The 14442-nt window shown below is 68.5% G+C and carries 16 protein-coding genes; 6 read left to right on the top strand and 10 right to left on the bottom strand.

Features of this window, described 5'->3' with window-relative positions:
- Position 1: 1 nt before the first annotated feature.
- A complete protein-coding gene (locus VKQ35_RS04060; protein ID WP_324358784.1) occupies positions 2-1936 on the bottom strand; it encodes a methyl-accepting chemotaxis protein in 1935 nt (644 codons plus the stop codon).
- 584 nt (positions 1937-2520) lie between these two features.
- On the opposite strand from VKQ35_RS04060, the gene VKQ35_RS04055 reads away from it, so the two are divergent.
- On the top strand, positions 2521-3261 hold the full coding sequence (locus VKQ35_RS04055) for a response regulator transcription factor (protein ID WP_324358781.1): 741 nt from the start codon (positions 2521-2523) through the stop codon (positions 3259-3261).
- Between the two features lies 1 nt (position 3262).
- On the top strand, positions 3263-3904 hold the full coding sequence (locus tag VKQ35_RS04050; RefSeq protein ID WP_324358779.1) for a response regulator transcription factor: 642 nt from the start codon (positions 3263-3265) through the stop codon (positions 3902-3904).
- Positions 3905-3960: 56 nt separating this feature from the next.
- On the opposite strand, the gene VKQ35_RS04045 is transcribed toward VKQ35_RS04050, so the two are convergent.
- Positions 3961-4521 (bottom strand): HNH endonuclease, encoded by a 561-nt coding sequence (locus VKQ35_RS04045; RefSeq protein WP_324358777.1) that lies wholly within the window; start codon positions 4519-4521, stop codon positions 3961-3963.
- 584 nt (positions 4522-5105) lie between these two features.
- Positions 5106-5315, bottom strand: a complete 210-nt coding sequence (locus tag VKQ35_RS04040; protein WP_324358775.1) for a hypothetical protein — start codon at positions 5313-5315, stop codon at positions 5106-5108.
- Positions 5316-5372: 57 nt separating this feature from the next.
- Here VKQ35_RS04040 and VKQ35_RS04035 point away from each other — a divergent pair, with 57 nt between their 5' ends.
- Genes VKQ35_RS04035 through VKQ35_RS04025 form a run of 3 tightly spaced genes read left to right on the top strand, consistent with a single transcriptional unit; the run spans position 5373 to position 7771 of the window.
- The gene (locus VKQ35_RS04035) at positions 5373-6002 is read left to right on the top strand and encodes a TetR/AcrR family transcriptional regulator (protein WP_324358773.1); all 630 of its coding nucleotides are present in this window, start codon (positions 5373-5375) and stop codon (positions 6000-6002) included.
- Positions 6003-6014: 12 nt separating this feature from the next.
- Positions 6015-6869, top strand: coding sequence for a tRNA glutamyl-Q(34) synthetase GluQRS (gluQRS, locus tag VKQ35_RS04030; RefSeq protein ID WP_324358771.1), 855 nt, complete (start codon positions 6015-6017; stop codon positions 6867-6869).
- Positions 6866-7771 carry a DMT family transporter gene (locus tag VKQ35_RS04025; RefSeq protein WP_324358769.1) on the top strand — a complete coding sequence of 302 codons (906 nt, stop codon included), beginning with the start codon at positions 6866-6868 and terminating at the stop codon, positions 7769-7771. The genes gluQRS and VKQ35_RS04025 overlap by 4 nt, the downstream gene beginning before the upstream one ends.
- On the opposite strand, the gene VKQ35_RS04020 is transcribed toward VKQ35_RS04025, so the two are convergent.
- The 6 genes from VKQ35_RS04020 to VKQ35_RS03995 all read right to left on the bottom strand — a co-directional run bounded on the left by VKQ35_RS04020 (position 7761) and on the right by VKQ35_RS03995 (position 12209).
- Positions 7761-8312, bottom strand: a complete 552-nt coding sequence (locus VKQ35_RS04020; RefSeq protein WP_324358768.1) for a YbhB/YbcL family Raf kinase inhibitor-like protein — start codon at positions 8310-8312, stop codon at positions 7761-7763. The genes VKQ35_RS04025 and VKQ35_RS04020 overlap by 11 nt on opposite strands.
- Positions 8313-8374: 62 nt before the next feature.
- Positions 8375-9817: a protein adenylyltransferase SelO gene (locus VKQ35_RS04015; protein ID WP_324358767.1), complete on the bottom strand. Its 1443-nt coding sequence runs from the start codon at positions 9815-9817 to the stop codon at positions 8375-8377.
- Positions 9817-10287, bottom strand: a complete 471-nt coding sequence (locus VKQ35_RS04010; protein WP_324358766.1) for a helix-turn-helix domain-containing protein — start codon at positions 10285-10287, stop codon at positions 9817-9819. The genes VKQ35_RS04015 and VKQ35_RS04010 overlap by 1 nt, the downstream gene beginning before the upstream one ends.
- A 62-nt stretch (positions 10288-10349) precedes the next feature.
- On the bottom strand, positions 10350-10850 hold the full coding sequence (locus tag VKQ35_RS04005; RefSeq protein WP_324358765.1) for a hypothetical protein: 501 nt from the start codon (positions 10848-10850) through the stop codon (positions 10350-10352).
- Positions 10843-11643 carry an SDR family NAD(P)-dependent oxidoreductase gene (locus VKQ35_RS04000; RefSeq protein ID WP_324358764.1) on the bottom strand — a complete coding sequence of 267 codons (801 nt, stop codon included), beginning with the start codon at positions 11641-11643 and terminating at the stop codon, positions 10843-10845. The genes VKQ35_RS04005 and VKQ35_RS04000 overlap by 8 nt, the downstream gene beginning before the upstream one ends.
- Positions 11644-11645: 2 nt before the next feature.
- A complete protein-coding gene (locus VKQ35_RS03995) occupies positions 11646-12209 on the bottom strand; it encodes a carboxymuconolactone decarboxylase family protein (RefSeq protein WP_324358763.1) in 564 nt (187 codons plus the stop codon).
- A 64-nt stretch (positions 12210-12273) separates the two neighbouring features.
- On the opposite strand from VKQ35_RS03995, the gene nhaA reads away from it, so the two are divergent.
- Positions 12274-13482 carry a Na+/H+ antiporter NhaA gene (nhaA, locus tag VKQ35_RS03990; protein WP_324358762.1) on the top strand — a complete coding sequence of 403 codons (1209 nt, stop codon included), beginning with the start codon at positions 12274-12276 and terminating at the stop codon, positions 13480-13482.
- Here the strand turns inward: nhaA and VKQ35_RS03985 are convergent.
- Complete coding sequence (locus VKQ35_RS03985) at positions 13479-14423, bottom strand: alpha/beta hydrolase (RefSeq protein ID WP_324358761.1); 945 nt, start codon at positions 14421-14423, stop codon at positions 13479-13481. The two genes, nhaA and VKQ35_RS03985, sit on opposite strands and share 4 nt — an antisense overlap.
- Positions 14424-14442 lie beyond the last annotated feature (19 nt).

Here is a 14442-nt window from a genome sequence, read left to right as displayed (position 1 = left end):
CTCAGAACTCCGACCATTCGTCTTCCGCGATCGCCGCCCCGCCGACGCTGGCGGCGACCTTGCGGGCTATGGCCCGCGCCGGCGACGGCGCGGCCCGGTCGCGCGCCTCGGCCGGCCGCGGGGCGGATCGCGCCGGCGCCTTGGCGGCAGCCACCTTGAACCGCGAAATCAACCCGGAGAGCTCGCTGGTCTCGCTTTTGAGCGCGTGCGTGGCGGCCGTCTGTTCCTCGACCATGGCGGCGTTCTGCTGCACCACCTGGTCCATCTGGTTGACCGCGGTGTTGACCTGCTGAAGCCCGGTCGACTGCTCCTGGGCGGAGGCCGCGATGTCCAGGACCAGGGTGTCGATCTTGGCCACCTGGGTGACGATCGATTGCAAGGCCCGGCCGGTGTCGCCGACCAGGGCGACGCCCTGGACCACCTGATGCGAGGAGGCCGAGATCAGAGTCTTGATCTCCTTGGCCGCCTCCGCCGAGCGCTGCGCCAAGGCCCGCACTTCGGAGGCGACGACCGCGAAGCCCTTACCGGCGTCGCCGGCGCGGGCGGCCTCGACGCCGGCGTTCAGCGCCAGCAGGTTGGTCTGGAAGGCGATCTCGTCGATCACCCCGATGATCTGGCTGATCTGGCCGGAGGACTGCTCGATTTCGCCCATGGCCTGAACCGCCTCGGCCACCACCGCGCCGGAGTGCTCCGCCTCGGCCTTGGCCGCGGTGACCACTTCGCTCGCATCCCTGGCGCCCGAGGCGGTCTTGCGCACCGTCGCGGTGATCTCATCGAGCGCCGCGGCCGTTTCCTCAAGGCTGGCCGCCTGTTGTTCGGTCCGCCGCGACAGATCGTCGGAGGCCTGGGAAATCTCTTCCGCGCCCGACCGGATTCCGTCGGTGTTGGCCGAGACGACCCGCATCGTCTCCTCGAGCTTGTCCATGGCGCTGTTGAAGTCGGAGCGGAGCTGTTCGTACTCCGCCGCGAAGGCGGCGTTCAGCCGGTACACAAGGTCGCCTTCGGACAGCCTGGCCAGCCCGGTCGCGAGGGATTCGACGACGGTCGCCTGCTGCTTGGCCGCGGCTTCGCGCTCCGCCTCGTTGCGGGCGCGCTCCTCCTCGGTCCGGCGGCGCTGATCTGCGGCCTCGGCTTCCAGCCGCTGCTTTTCGATCGCCGCGTCTTTGAACACCTGCACGGTCTTGGCCATCGAGCCGACCTCGTCGCGCCGGTCCTCGCCGGCGACCGCAACCGTCAGATCGCCTTTGGCCAGGCTCTCCATGGTCTCGTTGAGGCCCTTCAAGGGGCGGGCGACCCAGGTGCGGATGGCGAAAAAGGCGAAGCCGACGACCAGGACGAGGCCGCCCAGGATCACGCCGAAGGTCAACATGATCGTGCGGTTGGTGGTGGCGGTCAGGTCGTCGCTGGCCTTGTTCGCGGCCTTGGTCATGGCGTCGATCTTGGCCGCGAAGGCCGGTTCGAGCGGCCCGAACTTGGGCGCGCACTGCTGTGCATAGACCGGCAGGGTCTTGATCACGTCGGCGGGGGCCGTGGCCGCCTTGCCCAGGCGCATCGACTCCGCGCAGTCGTTGTCGATGACCGAAAGGCTCTGGGCCTTCAATGCCTGGATGTCAGGGGCGTCGGACGGGGAGGCCTTTGCGGCCTGATCCATGAAGTCGACCAGGCTCTTGCGAGATTCGGCGATCGCGGCTTCCGCCTTGCGGTCGGTCTCGTCGCTGGTGGCGATCATCAGATCGCCGATGCTCGCGCGAGCCGATTGTGCGGCGCGACTGCCGCGCGCCAGGAGCGGGGTCGCTGCGTCGGCGTCGATTATGGCGCTGTAGCCGGCGTCGATCTTCTTGAGCTGACTCGTCGCGTAGAACGCCACGCCAAGGACAAAGAGTCCGAAGAGGGCGAGCACCGCGAGGAATTTTCCAATGATCGGGATGTTTTTCACGTCTAACTCCGCGTTCCTGACGAACTTGCGGCAGACCTTCCCGCCCCAAGTTGATAAAACGATGATGATCATTCAAATGTCTTCGCCAATCTATTGATCGCCCCATTAATGCTAAGTAACTGAAGGGCCATGAATTTGTCCAAATGAGACTAATTGGAACTATATACTTTGATCAGATGGGCTTAATACTTCTGAATCGGCCGTTGGGCCGTTGGGCCACTTGACCCTAGCCAATTGGCCAGGGCGGCCGAGACCGGACGCGGCGCGGCGGTGTGGTCAGAGCTGGGCCGCGGACGTCACGATCCCGTCACGCAACGACGGCTGTCGAGGCTCCGCGTATTCAGTCGTTGAATTCACGCGTGCAGAACATGCACTGGCCCTAAAGATTATCGCGGCCCATAGAGGATTGGATGCTCAGTCGAAAAGAGAAGAAAGGGCTTCCAAATTTGTAATATTGCTTCCAGCCGACTGCCAGTATCGGGCGTCACAACGTTGCTCGGTCCCCAAATCGCGAGTCCGTTCGCTGAACTTGTTAGATTAGCGGCTAGGAATTCGGCGCGCCCATCGGAGGTCGTGGGCTAAGGATGCGGGCGCTCCTCGCCGCGCAGCATGCTCTGGCGCGGGCGGCGCTGGCAGATCTGCTGCGAAACATGTTCCCAGGCGCCGAGCTCTGGGTGATGGAATCCCAGGAGGCCGCGGCTGCGGCCGTCCGCCGGCGCGCCGTCGATCTGATCGTCACCGACTGGGTCTGCCATTCGGCGGCCCCGCAATACGATCTGGCTTGCCTGGTCGATGGGGCCGCGCCCGGCCGCGTCATCGTCTTCGGCGAATGCGGCCTGGCGGCGAGCGTGCGGCAGGCGATCGCGGCGGGCGCCCATGGCTATATTCCGGCGTCCAGCGGTCTCGAAGTGATCGCTGCCGCGATCAGCCTGGTCGCCGCAGGCGGAGCCTATTTTCCATCGGAGTTCGCCCCCGAGGCCCTTGCGGGCGGCGCAGGCGGTCGGGACATGGCCTCCCCATCCGACACGGGAGAGCGCTTCACGCCGCTGACGGCGCGCGAGCGGGAGGTCCTGACCGCCCTGGTCGACGGACTACGCAACAAGGCTATAGCCCAGCGCCTGGGGATCAGTCCGCGCACTGTCGAGGTGCATCGGGCGCACCTCATGCGCAAGACCGGGGTCGGGACCCTCTCGGGGCTCATCCGCCTGGCGCTGGCTTCGAACGTGGCCGAAATGGGAGGGCCGACCCCATTGGAAGGGGGGGAAGGCGCCAATTCCGTAAGGTTGTCGCCGCGCCGTTTCTCAACTTCGGGCGCAGCGCACTAGGATGCAGTTGCTACTCGTCAGCGAGCACCCCCTGGTTCGGACCGCGCTGGAAAACGTGCTGCGGAACACCTTTCCGACCGCCGAGCTGTCGGTGGCGGAATCCCATCAGGACGCCTCCGCCGCGGTGCGCCGCCAGCCCGTCGACCTGATCGTCGCCGATCTCGTCTACCATCGGCCCGCGGCGCAACAGGCGCTGTCGGACATGGTGGGCAGCGCCGCGCCGGGGCGGGTCGTCGTCTTCGGCGCATGCGGTCCTGGAGTCGGGGTCAGGCAAGCGATCGCCGCGGGCGTCCACGGCTATATCCCGGCCACCACCCGTCCTGAGTTGATCGCCGCAGCGATCGGCCTTGTCGCAGCGGGCGGCGCCTACTTCCCGCAGGCCCCGCTCAATGGCCGGTCGCCCATGTCCAACGGCCGCGAATTGGCCGCGCAACTCTCAAGGCGCCAGACCGACGTGTTTCAGGCTCTGAGAGAGGGGAAGAGCAACAAGCTGATCGCCCGCGAACTGGCGATCTCGGTCGCCACCGTCAAACAACACGTCCAGGCGATCCTCAAGCTCACCGGCGCCCGCAACCGCACGGAGGCCGCAGCCCTGCTTTCCCGGCAACCCGCCGCGTCAGGTCCGAACCAAGAGCCCGGCTGACGGTCATGGCCCCATCGTCACCGCGACGATGTGCGCCGAAGCACACACGGGCGCCGCTAAGCCTCCAGCTCGATGTCCCAGTAAAGGTAGTCGAGCCAGCTTTCGTGCAGGTGGTGCGGCGGGAAGCGGCGGCCATGCTGCTGCAGCTCGAAGGCCGAGGGCCGGTGCGGCGTGTGCAGCGGGTGCATGTGCGCCTCGCGCGGCGTGCGCCCGCCCTTGGTCAGGTTGCAGCGCGCACACGCGGTGACGATGTTCTCCCATGTGGTGCGCCCGCCGCGCGAGCGCGGGATCACGTGGTCGAAGGTCAGGTCCTCGCCCGCGCGGCAGTACTGGCAGGTGAAGGCGTCGCGCAGGAACAGGTTGAACCGGGTGAAGGCCGGCGGCCGGTCCTGAGTCACATACTGCTTCAGCGAGACGACGCTGGGCAGCTTCATCTCGAAGGATGGCGAATGCACCACCTGGTCGTAGGTGGAGACTACGTCGACGCGGTCGAGGAAGACGGCCTTGATGACGTCCTGCCAGGGCCAGAGCGAGAGTGGATAGTAGCTGAGCGGCCTGAAATCGGCGTTCAGGACGAGCGCGGGCCAACCGGACGGCGGGCGGCTAAGCACCTGCATGGGCGGCCTCCCGATCCAGGAGACGTGGGGTGCGCTGAGCGCCTATTTCGAACGCTGATGAACTGAAGACTTAAGCCCCTGTTCGCGACGCGTGGATGCGGCGAGCGGCCCTTCAGCTAAGTCGGGCGGTCCCCGCTGATGGGACCCTTATAGGAAAGATTCGGAGACATCTCCATGACGCAGAATTGGCCCGGAGATTAGAGGCGCCGGGCCTCGCCACACGTCTGAGCGCGGGCGAGGCTTATCGGCAAGGCATCCTTTGGCTTAGGCGCCGACGGCGGCGGTGGCGCCGGCGAGGCTGAGGCCGAGGACAACGATCGCGAAGGAGGCGACGACGTCGAGGATGCGGTTCATTTGGATCGACATGACTTAGTTCCTTTTTTTAGCGGCTCCCGGTTTCCCGATCGCCCCCAGTCCCATTTGGACACTGCTTAGATAGCACTAATCTAAGCGTTGCCTAGATGTCGAATTGTGCAGTGCAGCTATGCAAAAATGCATGCATCCGATCGGCGCCGCGGCGGCGACGAAAAAGGGCTCCCGTGCGCGGGAGCCCTTTCCGGCCGGCATTGACGGCTGGGGGAGGATCAGATGCCGGCGACGGTGGCCATCGACGATCCCACCACCAGCACGAGGGCCGGGAGGATCAACGCCGGGGCGATCTTGTCGAAGAAGCGGGCGAGAGACATGGGACACACACCTTTTAAGTTGGAGCCGCCGCCCATCCCCGAATTCATCGGTTGAAACAGATGGGCGTACAGCGCATTGGTTATCTGAGCAGCGTCAAGATAGCGCATATCTGAGCGGTGTCAAGATATCTTTACGGCGCCCAGATCGCGTATTACAGTCAGGTAATGAGAGACTCTCAAGCCGCCGAAGCCCGCCCCTATCACCACGGCGATCTGAGCCGCGCCCTGGTCGACGCCGCGCGGCGTCTCCTGGAAGCTGAAGGGCCGAGCGCGCTCTCGCTCCGCGCCGTGGCCCGCGAGGCCGGCGTCAGTCCGGCCGCCCCCTATCACCACTTCAAGGACAAGGGCGAACTGCTGGAGGCAGTGGCCCACGAGGGCTGGGACCTGCTGGACGCGGCGCTGGCCAAGGCCAAGGCGGCGGCGAGCGCGCCCCGCGAAGCCATGAGCAACCTGGGCGTCGCCTATGTCTGTTTCGCCCGCGAGAACCCGGCGCTCTATCGGGTGATGTACGACACCGCCCGCGACCGGGCCGACCTCCCCGACAAGATGCAGGAGGGCGACGACAGCGCCTACTGCAAGGTCCGCGACACCATGATCGAGGGCGGCGCCGACCCCAACGACACCCACGAGATCGAGCTGGCCACCACGGCGGCCTGGTGCTCGGCCCACGGCCTGGCCGAGATGGCCGGCTTCAAGCAGTTCGAGCACATCAAGGCGGCCTGCGGCGGCGAAGTCCCGTTCCTGCGCGCAATCTTCGCCCACATGGGCCTGTTTCACCCGGGCGGCGCGGACTAAACGCTAGGGGCCGTGTCCCCACCCGATTTCGTCACCCGCTTCGCACCCTCGCCCACCGGCTACCTGCACCGGGGGCATGCCTTTTCCGCCCTCACCGCCTTCCACGCCGCCCGCGACGCCGGCGGCCGCTTCTGCCTGCGCATCGAAGACATCGACGCCACCCGCTGCCGCCCGGAATATGAGACGGCGATCTACGAGGACCTGGCCTGGCTCGGCCTTGCCTGGGAGCAGCCGGTCCGCCGCCAGTCGCAGCACATGGCCGACTATGGCGCGGCGCTGCGTGACCTTTCCGAACGCGGCCTGATCTATCGCTGCTTCCGCACCCGCCGCGAGGTCGCCGAAGCCATCGAGCGCGCGCCGCATGGCGCGATGGAAGCCTTCCGCGGCGCGCCCCTGCCGCCCGACGAAGAGGCCCGCCGCGTCGAGGCCGGCGAGGCCTATGCCTGGCGCCTGTCGCTGGACGCCGCCGACCGGGCCCTGGGTGGATTCGCCCACCTGACCTTCGACGAGCGCGGCGAGGGTCCAGGCGGCGAGCGCGGGACGATCCAGGCCCGCCCCGAGCTGGGCGGCGACGTGGTGCTGGCGCGCAAGGATGTCGGGGTCGCCTATCATCTGGCAGTGGTGGTGGACGACGCCCTGCAGGGGGTCACCGAAGTGATCCGCGGCCGCGACCTCTTCGAGGCGACCCACGTCCAGCGCCTGCTGCAGGCCCTGCTGGCGCTCCCGACCCCCGGCTATCGCCACCACCGCCTGCTCGCCGGCCCCGACGGCAAGCGCTACGCCAAGCGCGACCGCGCCCAGACGCTGCGCGAACTGCGGGCATCCGGTATGACGGCGGACGAGCTTCGCGGGGACCTGGGCTTTTGACCGACACGGCGATCCATAGCGACAGCGCCCACCGCTGGCAGGCGGTGGGCGCGCTGGTCTTCGGGGCCTGCGTCATCGGCTTTTCCGGCATCCTGGTCCGGCTGACCGGCACGGGGCCCGCCGCCGCCGGCCTCTGGCGCCTGGTCTTCGCGCTCCCGCTGCTGGCGGTGATGACGCGGCGCGCCAGCGGGCCGCTCGGCCGGCCCTCGCCCATCGCGCTCACCTGCGGCCTGTTCTTCGCGCTCGACCTGGGCTTTTGGCACTACGGGCTGAAGTACACCTCCGTCGGCGCCTCGACGGTGCTCTCGAACCTCGCGCCGGTAGTGGTCACCGCCTTCGCCTGGATCTTCCTGAAGCAGCGGCCGCGCGCCCTCTTCCTGCTGGCCATGACGGTGGCGGTGGCTGGCGCCTGGATGATGGGGATCGGCCGCGGCGCCGGCGCACCCGTGCTCAACGCCCCGCTCGGCAACCTGCTCTCGCTCGCCACCGCCTTCTGGTACGCCCTCTATTTCCTGGCCATCGCGCAGGGCCGCAGGACCGAGGCGGCGAGCCGGCTGATGTTCTGGTCGGGTGTGGTGGGCGCGCCGCTGCTGCTGGTCTCAGCCCTGTTGCTGGGCGAGCAGATCCTGCCGACGACGCTGGCCGGCCTCGCCGCCTGCGTGGGCCTGGGCCTGGTGCACACCGCCGGCCAGGGCTCCATCGCCTGGGCGATGGGACGCTTGCCGACCTCGCTCGCCTCGGTCGTGGTGCTGGTGCAGCCGGTGGTGGCGACCTACGCCGGCTTCCTGCTGTTCGGCGAGGCGCTGGGGCCGTTGCAGACCCTGGGCGCGGCGGTGGCGCTGAGCGGCGTGGTCCTGGCCCAGTGGGCCTCGCGCCCGAAACCCGCCAGCGTCAGCCCTTAGGCGCCTGGAAGGTCCCCACCAGCTCGCCCTTGGCCACCACGTGGCCCCTGGCCGCCGCCAGCCATTGGTCGCGCGTCGCCCCGGCCGGCAGGTCGATCATCCGATCCAGCGCGAAGACCTGGAAATGATAGTGGTGCGGCGGATCGCCGGCGGGCGGATGCGGGCCCGTGTAGCCCCTGCCCTTGTGGCTGTTGGCGCCCTGGACCCCGGTGTTCGAGCCCTCCGGCAGCAGGGTGACATCGGGCGGAATGTTCCAGACCACCCAGTGCGACACGGGCTGGGCCGCAGGCGCGTCCGGATCGTCCACCAGCACGGCGTAGGACTTGGCCTTGGTCGAAAGGCTCCAGGAGAGCTGCGGCGAGATGCTCTGGCCAAAGGCGCTGTACTGCGCCGGGATCGGCTGGACGGCCTTGAAGGCCGAGGAGGTCACGGTGAGGCGGGCGTCTGTCTGGGTTTCCGGCCGCTCGAACGACACCATGCCGGACGCCAGGGCCGGCGTGGCGACGAACACGGCGGCGGCCGCGATCCGGGCGATGTTCATAGGCTTGGGTCCGCAAGCTGACGATGAGCCTCAGAACTCGGAGCGCGCGCTCAAGGTTGCGCTCAGGTCCCCTGCGCGGGCAGGCCCCAGGCGCGCCGCGCGGCCTCGATGCCGGCCAGCTTGGCGTGGAAAGCCGACCAGTCATCGTCCGCCGCGATTGGCGCCCACAGCGCCTCGATCTGGTCGTAGAGCAGCTCCTCCGGCTCCGGCTGGGCGAAATAGGGGTGGCTCAGGCGCTCGGGGCGCTCGGGCTTGAACCCGGCCAGCATCCGCCGGAACTCGGCGAAGCCCTGTTGCGCATAGAGGTCGCCGCGCGGACCGCTCAGAGCGCGATCCCCGCCGCCGCAGAACCAGTCGAAGAAGAACGGCTCCCAGCGCAGCCGCTCACCGCCCTCGGCGAAGGCCCGGAACGCCGCCTGGACGAGCGCGGCGTCGGCCTCCGTTCCCAGCGCCTGCATCCCCAGACGGTCCAGCATCGCGGTCGTCAGCTCCGCGCGGTAGGCGGCGGAAAAGCCGTTCAGAGCGTCCACCAGCGCGTCGCTCTCCGCGACCAGGCTGAGCGCGCCGGCCAGCTGCTGCAGGTTCCAGAACACCGCCTCGGGCTGGCGGCCGAAGGCGTAGAGCCCGGCATGGTCGAAATAGGCGGCGGTGAAGTTGGGGTCGTTGTGCGGCAGGAACCGATAGGGCCCGTAGTCGAAGCTCTCGCCGGTCAGGTTCATGTTGTCGGTGTTGAGCACCCCGTGCACGAAGCCGGCCGCCATCCAGCGCGCGGTCAGCCGCGCCGCGCGGCCCACCATCGCCTGCAGGAGTGCGACCGGCCGGTCGTTCGCGCCGGCCAATTCCGGATAGTAGGTCTCGACCACGTGGTCGGTGAGCTGGGTCAGCCGGTCGGGGCGCTCGAAGAAGGCGTGGCGCTGGAAGCTGCCGAAGCGGATGTGGCTCCACGAGAGCCGCACCAGCACCGCCGAGCGGGTGGGGCTGGGCTCATCGCCGCGCTTCAGGTCCTCGCCGGTCTCGATCAGCGAGAACGACCGCGAGGTCGGAACCCCCAGCGCCTCCAGCATCGCCGTCGCCAGCACTTCGCGCACCCCGCCCTTCAGCGTCAGCCGGCCATCGGCGGTCCGCGACCACGGCGTCTTGCCCGAGCCCTTGGTCCCGAGATCGAGCAGCCGATCGGTCGTCTTTCCAGGTAAGGGGGCCTCGCGCATCTGGGCGAAGGTGAAGCCGCGCCCGTCGCCGAGCTCGGGGTTGTAGGTGCGGAACTGGTGGCCGTGATAGCGCTGCGCCAGCGGCGGATCGATGTTGCCGGGCAGCGGCTCGAAACGCCCGAAATGGGCGATCCATTCGTCGTCGGTGAGCGTGTCGAGGCCGACGCTCGCCGCGGCCCGGTCGTTGCGGAACCGCAGGATGGTCTTGGGGAAGACCTCGGCCTGGACGGCGTCGGCGAACTCTGGGCCCAGCGCGGGATATTGCGGATCGGGCCGATAGGCGCTCGAGACAGGCACTAGCCGATCCGCCGGGCGCCGGGACCGAGCGCGATCCGCACGTCCTCCATGCTGAGCGCGGCGGCCTTCGGGTCGGCGGTCAGCACCACCTGCGCCGGCCGCCCGCTCTTCGGCTCCGTCACCCGGATCGCCGGTCCGCCGGCGCTGGGCGCCCAGCGCTCCCGCCATTGGCCGAGCGCCAGCAGCGCCGGGACCACGTCCCAGCCCATGTCGGTCAGATGGTATTCCGCCCGCGGCCGCTGGCCGGGCTCGGCATAGGCACGGCGTTCCAACAGGCCCGCGGCGGTCAGCTTCTTCAGCCGGTCGCTCAGCACGCCGCGCCCGCAGCCCAGCGCGCGGGCGAAATCGTCGAACCGGCGCAGGCCGTAGATGGCTTCGCGCAGAATCTTCAGCGTCCAACCGTCGCCCACCGCCTCGATGGCGCCCAGGATCGCGCAGCCGTCGAGGTCATATTGGAAGCGGGGATGCATTTCGGGCCCTTCAGCGCATGTCTAGATTTGTTTCTAGAACTCAGCTGTCGGGCGCGAAAGCGCTAGAACGGCGCAGCGGCGGCAATGAGAGCTACCGGCAACGCAACAAGGCTTATCTTCAGGCAGGCTCGAGCCAGATCGCGGTTGGAGCGCTGCAAAGTCAGCTGCGGGAACTTGTCGCTGCCACGTTCGGACACCTCCCGTAGCAGCGGCACCAAGCCGACGGCAGAGTTCACCAAAATCCCAGCAACGCAAAAGAGCGGCACAGCTAGCGCCAAGGCCGCGAATGAGAAGTAGGCCGTGACGTTGTGCTGATAGAAGTCCTGGAAGCTCTTCGCCGGGTGGGCTGCCGTATGGACGAACCACAGGCCGTAGCGCCAAGTCCAACACCACATCGCCAGCCAAAGGCCGATCACCAGCATCATCTCGATCGGCTTCCACCAAGAGCGATTGGCCTCGGCACGTGCGCGCCAACCTGGCCGCAGCACATCCATCCCAGCTTCGACGAACGCGCCACCCGGCTGGTCAAATTCGATCTTCTTCGGCCTTCGGCGCCTATCCAATGCGGACTCCCATCGCCCCATCCACCGGCAGAATCGCACCGGAGATGAAGCGCGCGTCGTCCGAGGCCAGGAACAGGGCGGCGTGGGCGGTGTCCCAGCCGTCGCCCATCTTGCCCTTCAGCGGCACCCGCGCGTCGCGCTCGGCGCGCACCTCGGCGGTGGATCGGCCGGTGGCGGACGCGATGCCGCCCACCGCCATGGGGGTGTCCATGTAGCCCATCTCGATGGCGTTGCAGCGCACGCCGTAGCGGGCGTTGGACTGCGCCACCGAGGTGGTCAGCCGGTTCACCCCGGCCTTGGAGACCTCGTAGGCGAGTTGGATGCCCCCGGCGCGCGCGGCGAGGGAGGAGATGTTGACGATCGAGCCGCCCTCCTGCTCGCGCATCACCGGCAGCGCCGCCTTGATGGTCAGCCACATGCCCTTGAGGTTGACGCTCAGGATGCGGTCGAAGGCCGCCTCTTCCAGCCGGTGCGCCGGGGCGTCGCCGCCGCCGATGCCGACGTTGTTGATCAGGATGTCGAGCCGGCCGAACCGGGCCTTGGCCTCTTCGACGATCTTCGCGCAATCGGCGGCCTTGACGATGTCGGCGGCGAGCGACGAGGCCGTCCCGCCTTCTTCGGCGATCAGCACCGCGGTCTCCTCGGCGCGCTCGGCCACCCGGTCGACGCAGAGCACGCTCGCCCCTTCGCGGGCGAACAGCAGCGCCATGGCGCGTCCGTTGCCGATGGTCTCGCCCGGCGTCTGGCCGGCGCCGACGACGACCGCGATCTTGCCCTCCAGGCGACCGGCCATGGTCAGAAGCCTTTCAGGTCGGGATCGAGGGTCTGGCCCTCGTCGAGCTGCACGCCGAAGGTGTTCAGGATCATCGAGACCTGGGTGTACTGGCCGGTGGTGAAGACCACGTCCATGCGCTGCTTGTCGCTGAAGTGCTTGCCTAGTTCGGCCCAGGTCGCGTCACCGACGAACTGGTCGGCGTGCAGCTCGTCGGTGGCCTTGATCAGCGCCGCGTCCGCGGCGCTCCAGCCGGCGCCCGCGCCTTGTTTGATCCGTTCGATCTCGTCCGCCGTCAGGCCCTCGCGCAGGCCGATCCGGTGGTGCTGGGTCCACTCGTAGCCGGACTTGCACAGGTAGCCGGTGCGCAGGATCACGATCTCCCGCTCGCGGGCCGGCAGGTCGTTGCGCCTGGACAGCACATAGCCGCCCCAGGCGTTGAACCGGGTCAGGGCCTTGGGCGCGCGCGCCAAGGTGCGGAAGATATTGAGCACCGGGCCGGGCCGGAAATCCTTCAGCGCCTCTTCCTGTTCGGGCGAGAGTTCGGCGTCGCTCAGCGGCGAAAACCGGGGCTTCGTCAGTCGCATCTCGTCCCTCCGTCACCGCTTTTGGGCGCCCGTGTCCGGATACCTTAGCGGTGGGCGCGAGGCCATGCTAACCGAAGCCATGGCCAAGCGTATGACGCTGGATTTCCTGAAGACGGAGAGCGCCTCGGGCGCGATCCTGGCGGCGGCCGCGCTGGCCGCCATCGCGCTCGCCAACTCGCCCTGGGCGCACCTCTATTTCGGCTTTATCGCCGAGCCCTTCACCGTCCAGCTGGGCGCCTTCACCGAGACCCTGCCGGTGGTCGACTGGGTGAAGGACGGGCTGATGGCCGTGTTCTTCTTCGTGGTCGGCCTGGAGATCAAATACGAGATCGTCCGCGGCGAGCTCGCCAATCCGCGCCGCCTGGCCCTGCCGATCATCGCCGCGCTCGGCGGCATGCTGGGCCCGGCGCTGGTCTATCTCGCGATCAACATGACCGGCTTTTCGGGCGTGCGGCCGGAGGGCTGGCCCGTGCCGGTCGCCACCGACATCGCCTTCGCCATCGCTGCCCTGGCCGTCGCGGGGCCGAAGCTGCCGCCGAACCTGCGGGTCTTCCTGCTGACCCTGGCCATCGTCGACGACCTGGGGGCGGTCGGCCTGATCGGGGCGCTGTTCACCCATCACTTCCGCATCTTCGAGCTGGCCGGCGCGCTCGTCGGCCTGGCCGGCATGGGCCTCTTGGGCAGCTGGCGGCGTGCGCCCTATCTGCTCTACGCCCTGGGCTTCGTGATCGTCTGGGGCTTCATGCTGAAGTCGGGGATTTCCACCTCGCTCGCGGGCGTCGCCGCGGCCGCGACCATCCCGCTGGAGCCGCGCAAGCCCGGCCGGCCCGGCGTGCTGGAGGACTTCATGGAGGGCCTGCACCCCTATGTCGCCTTCCTGATCCTGCCGCTCTTCGCCTTCGTCGCCGCCGGGTTCTCGATCCGCGGCATCGGCCTGCCGGAGATCTTCGGGCCCGTCGCGCTGGGCGTCGCCGCCGGCCTGTTCTTCGGCAAGCAGATCGGGGTGTTCGGCGCCTCGGCCCTGGTCATCGGCCTCAAGCTCGCCAGGCGCCCGACCGGCGCCAAGTGGATCGAGCTCTATGGCCTCTCGATGCTGTGCGGCATCGGCTTCACCATGAGCCTGTTCATCGGCCAGCTGGCCTTCCCGCTCGGCGACGCCGCCGCCCAGGCCGAGGTGCGGATCGGGGTGGTCGTGGGCTCGCTCGCCTCGACGCTGGCCGGCATGGCCGTGCTCGCCTGGGCCCAGCGGAAACGCGTCAGCGACGAGGACTAGCCGATCGCCGCCTTCAGCGCCGCGGCGGTCTCCTTGGCCGCTTCCACGACCGCCGGCGAGACGTCGGCCATGATGTAGAAGTCGTGCGGCAGGCTGGGATATTCCACGTGCCGCGCCGCGACCCCGGCGGCCTTCAACCGCTCGGCATAGGCCGCGCCTTCGTCCTTGAGGCAATCGTGGCCGGCGGTGACGACGAGCGCCGGCGCCGCGCCCTCCAGGTCCTCCGCGTCGCCCGGCGCCATCCGGTGCATCTGCGGGTGTCCGACCGCCGCCACCAGCTTCTCGAACCAGCGCATGGCCTCGAAGCTGAGGATCGGCCCGTCGAGCGTCTTGCGGGACTCCGTCTTCCAGTCCGGCGTCGTGGCGGGATAAAGCAGCAGCTGGAACGCCAGTTGACGCGCGGCGTCGTCCTTCAGGTCCAGCGCCACCGACGCCGCGAGATTGCCGCCCGCCGAGTCTCCGCCGACCGCGATGCGCTTCGCGTCCACCCCGATCTCGCCGGCATGATCGAAGGCCCAGGTCACCGCGGCCAAGGCATCGTCATGCCCCTTCGGGAACGGGTTTTCCGGCGCCAGCCGATAGTGCGTCGCCATCACCCGGCAGCCGGCCCAGGCCGCCATCCGCCGGCAGTGGCCGTCGTGGGTGTCGAGGTCGCCGATCACCCATCCGCCGCCGTGGTAGTAGACTAGGAGACCGCTGGGCGTCGCCACGCCGGCCGGCGCGTAGAGGCGCACAGGAATGTCGCCGTGGGGCCCAGGAATCGCGAAATCCCGCGTCTCCACGTCCTTGGGCGCGTTCTGGTCCTGGCTCTGCCGCTGCATGACATAGCCCGCGCGGACCATGTCCGGCGGCAGCTGGTCCAGCGGCGGCAAGGGCTGTTCAGCCGCCTGCTTGGCCTGGGCCTCGACGAGAGCCTGGAATGCGGGGTCGAGCGCGGACATGGGACACCTTTCATCCCTC

It is taken from the genome of Phenylobacterium sp., from assembly GCF_035309685.1.
Classification (GTDB): Bacteria; Pseudomonadota; Alphaproteobacteria; order Caulobacterales; family Caulobacteraceae; genus Phenylobacterium.
This window is presented reverse-complemented; position numbering and strand designations above follow the sequence as displayed.

Excerpts from the sequence above, each read along its gene's own strand:
- VKQ35_RS04055 (WP_324358781.1), top strand. The coding sequence starts at position 2,521 with ATGCGGGCGCTCCTCGCCGCGCAGCATGCTCTGGCGCGGGCGGCGCTG.
- VKQ35_RS04050 (WP_324358779.1), top strand. The coding sequence starts at position 3,263 with ATGCAGTTGCTACTCGTCAGCGAGCACCCCCTGGTTCGGACCGCGCTG.
- VKQ35_RS04045 (WP_324358777.1), bottom strand. The coding sequence starts at position 4,521 with ATGCAGGTGCTTAGCCGCCCGCCGTCCGGTTGGCCCGCGCTCGTCCTG.
- VKQ35_RS04040 (WP_324358775.1), bottom strand. The coding sequence starts at position 5,315 with ATGCGCTATCTTGACGCTGCTCAGATAACCAATGCGCTGTACGCCCAT.
- VKQ35_RS04035 (WP_324358773.1), top strand. The coding sequence starts at position 5,373 with ATGAGAGACTCTCAAGCCGCCGAAGCCCGCCCCTATCACCACGGCGAT.
- VKQ35_RS04020 (WP_324358768.1), bottom strand. The coding sequence starts at position 8,312 with ATGAACATCGCCCGGATCGCGGCCGCCGCCGTGTTCGTCGCCACGCCG.
- VKQ35_RS04010 (WP_324358766.1), bottom strand. The coding sequence starts at position 10,287 with ATGCATCCCCGCTTCCAATATGACCTCGACGGCTGCGCGATCCTGGGC.
- VKQ35_RS04000 (WP_324358764.1), bottom strand. The coding sequence starts at position 11,643 with ATGGCCGGTCGCCTGGAGGGCAAGATCGCGGTCGTCGTCGGCGCCGGC.
- VKQ35_RS03995 (WP_324358763.1), bottom strand. The coding sequence starts at position 12,209 with ATGCGACTGACGAAGCCCCGGTTTTCGCCGCTGAGCGACGCCGAACTC.
- nhaA (WP_324358762.1), top strand. The coding sequence starts at position 12,274 with ATGCTAACCGAAGCCATGGCCAAGCGTATGACGCTGGATTTCCTGAAG.
- VKQ35_RS03985 (WP_324358761.1), bottom strand. The coding sequence starts at position 14,423 with ATGTCCGCGCTCGACCCCGCATTCCAGGCTCTCGTCGAGGCCCAGGCC.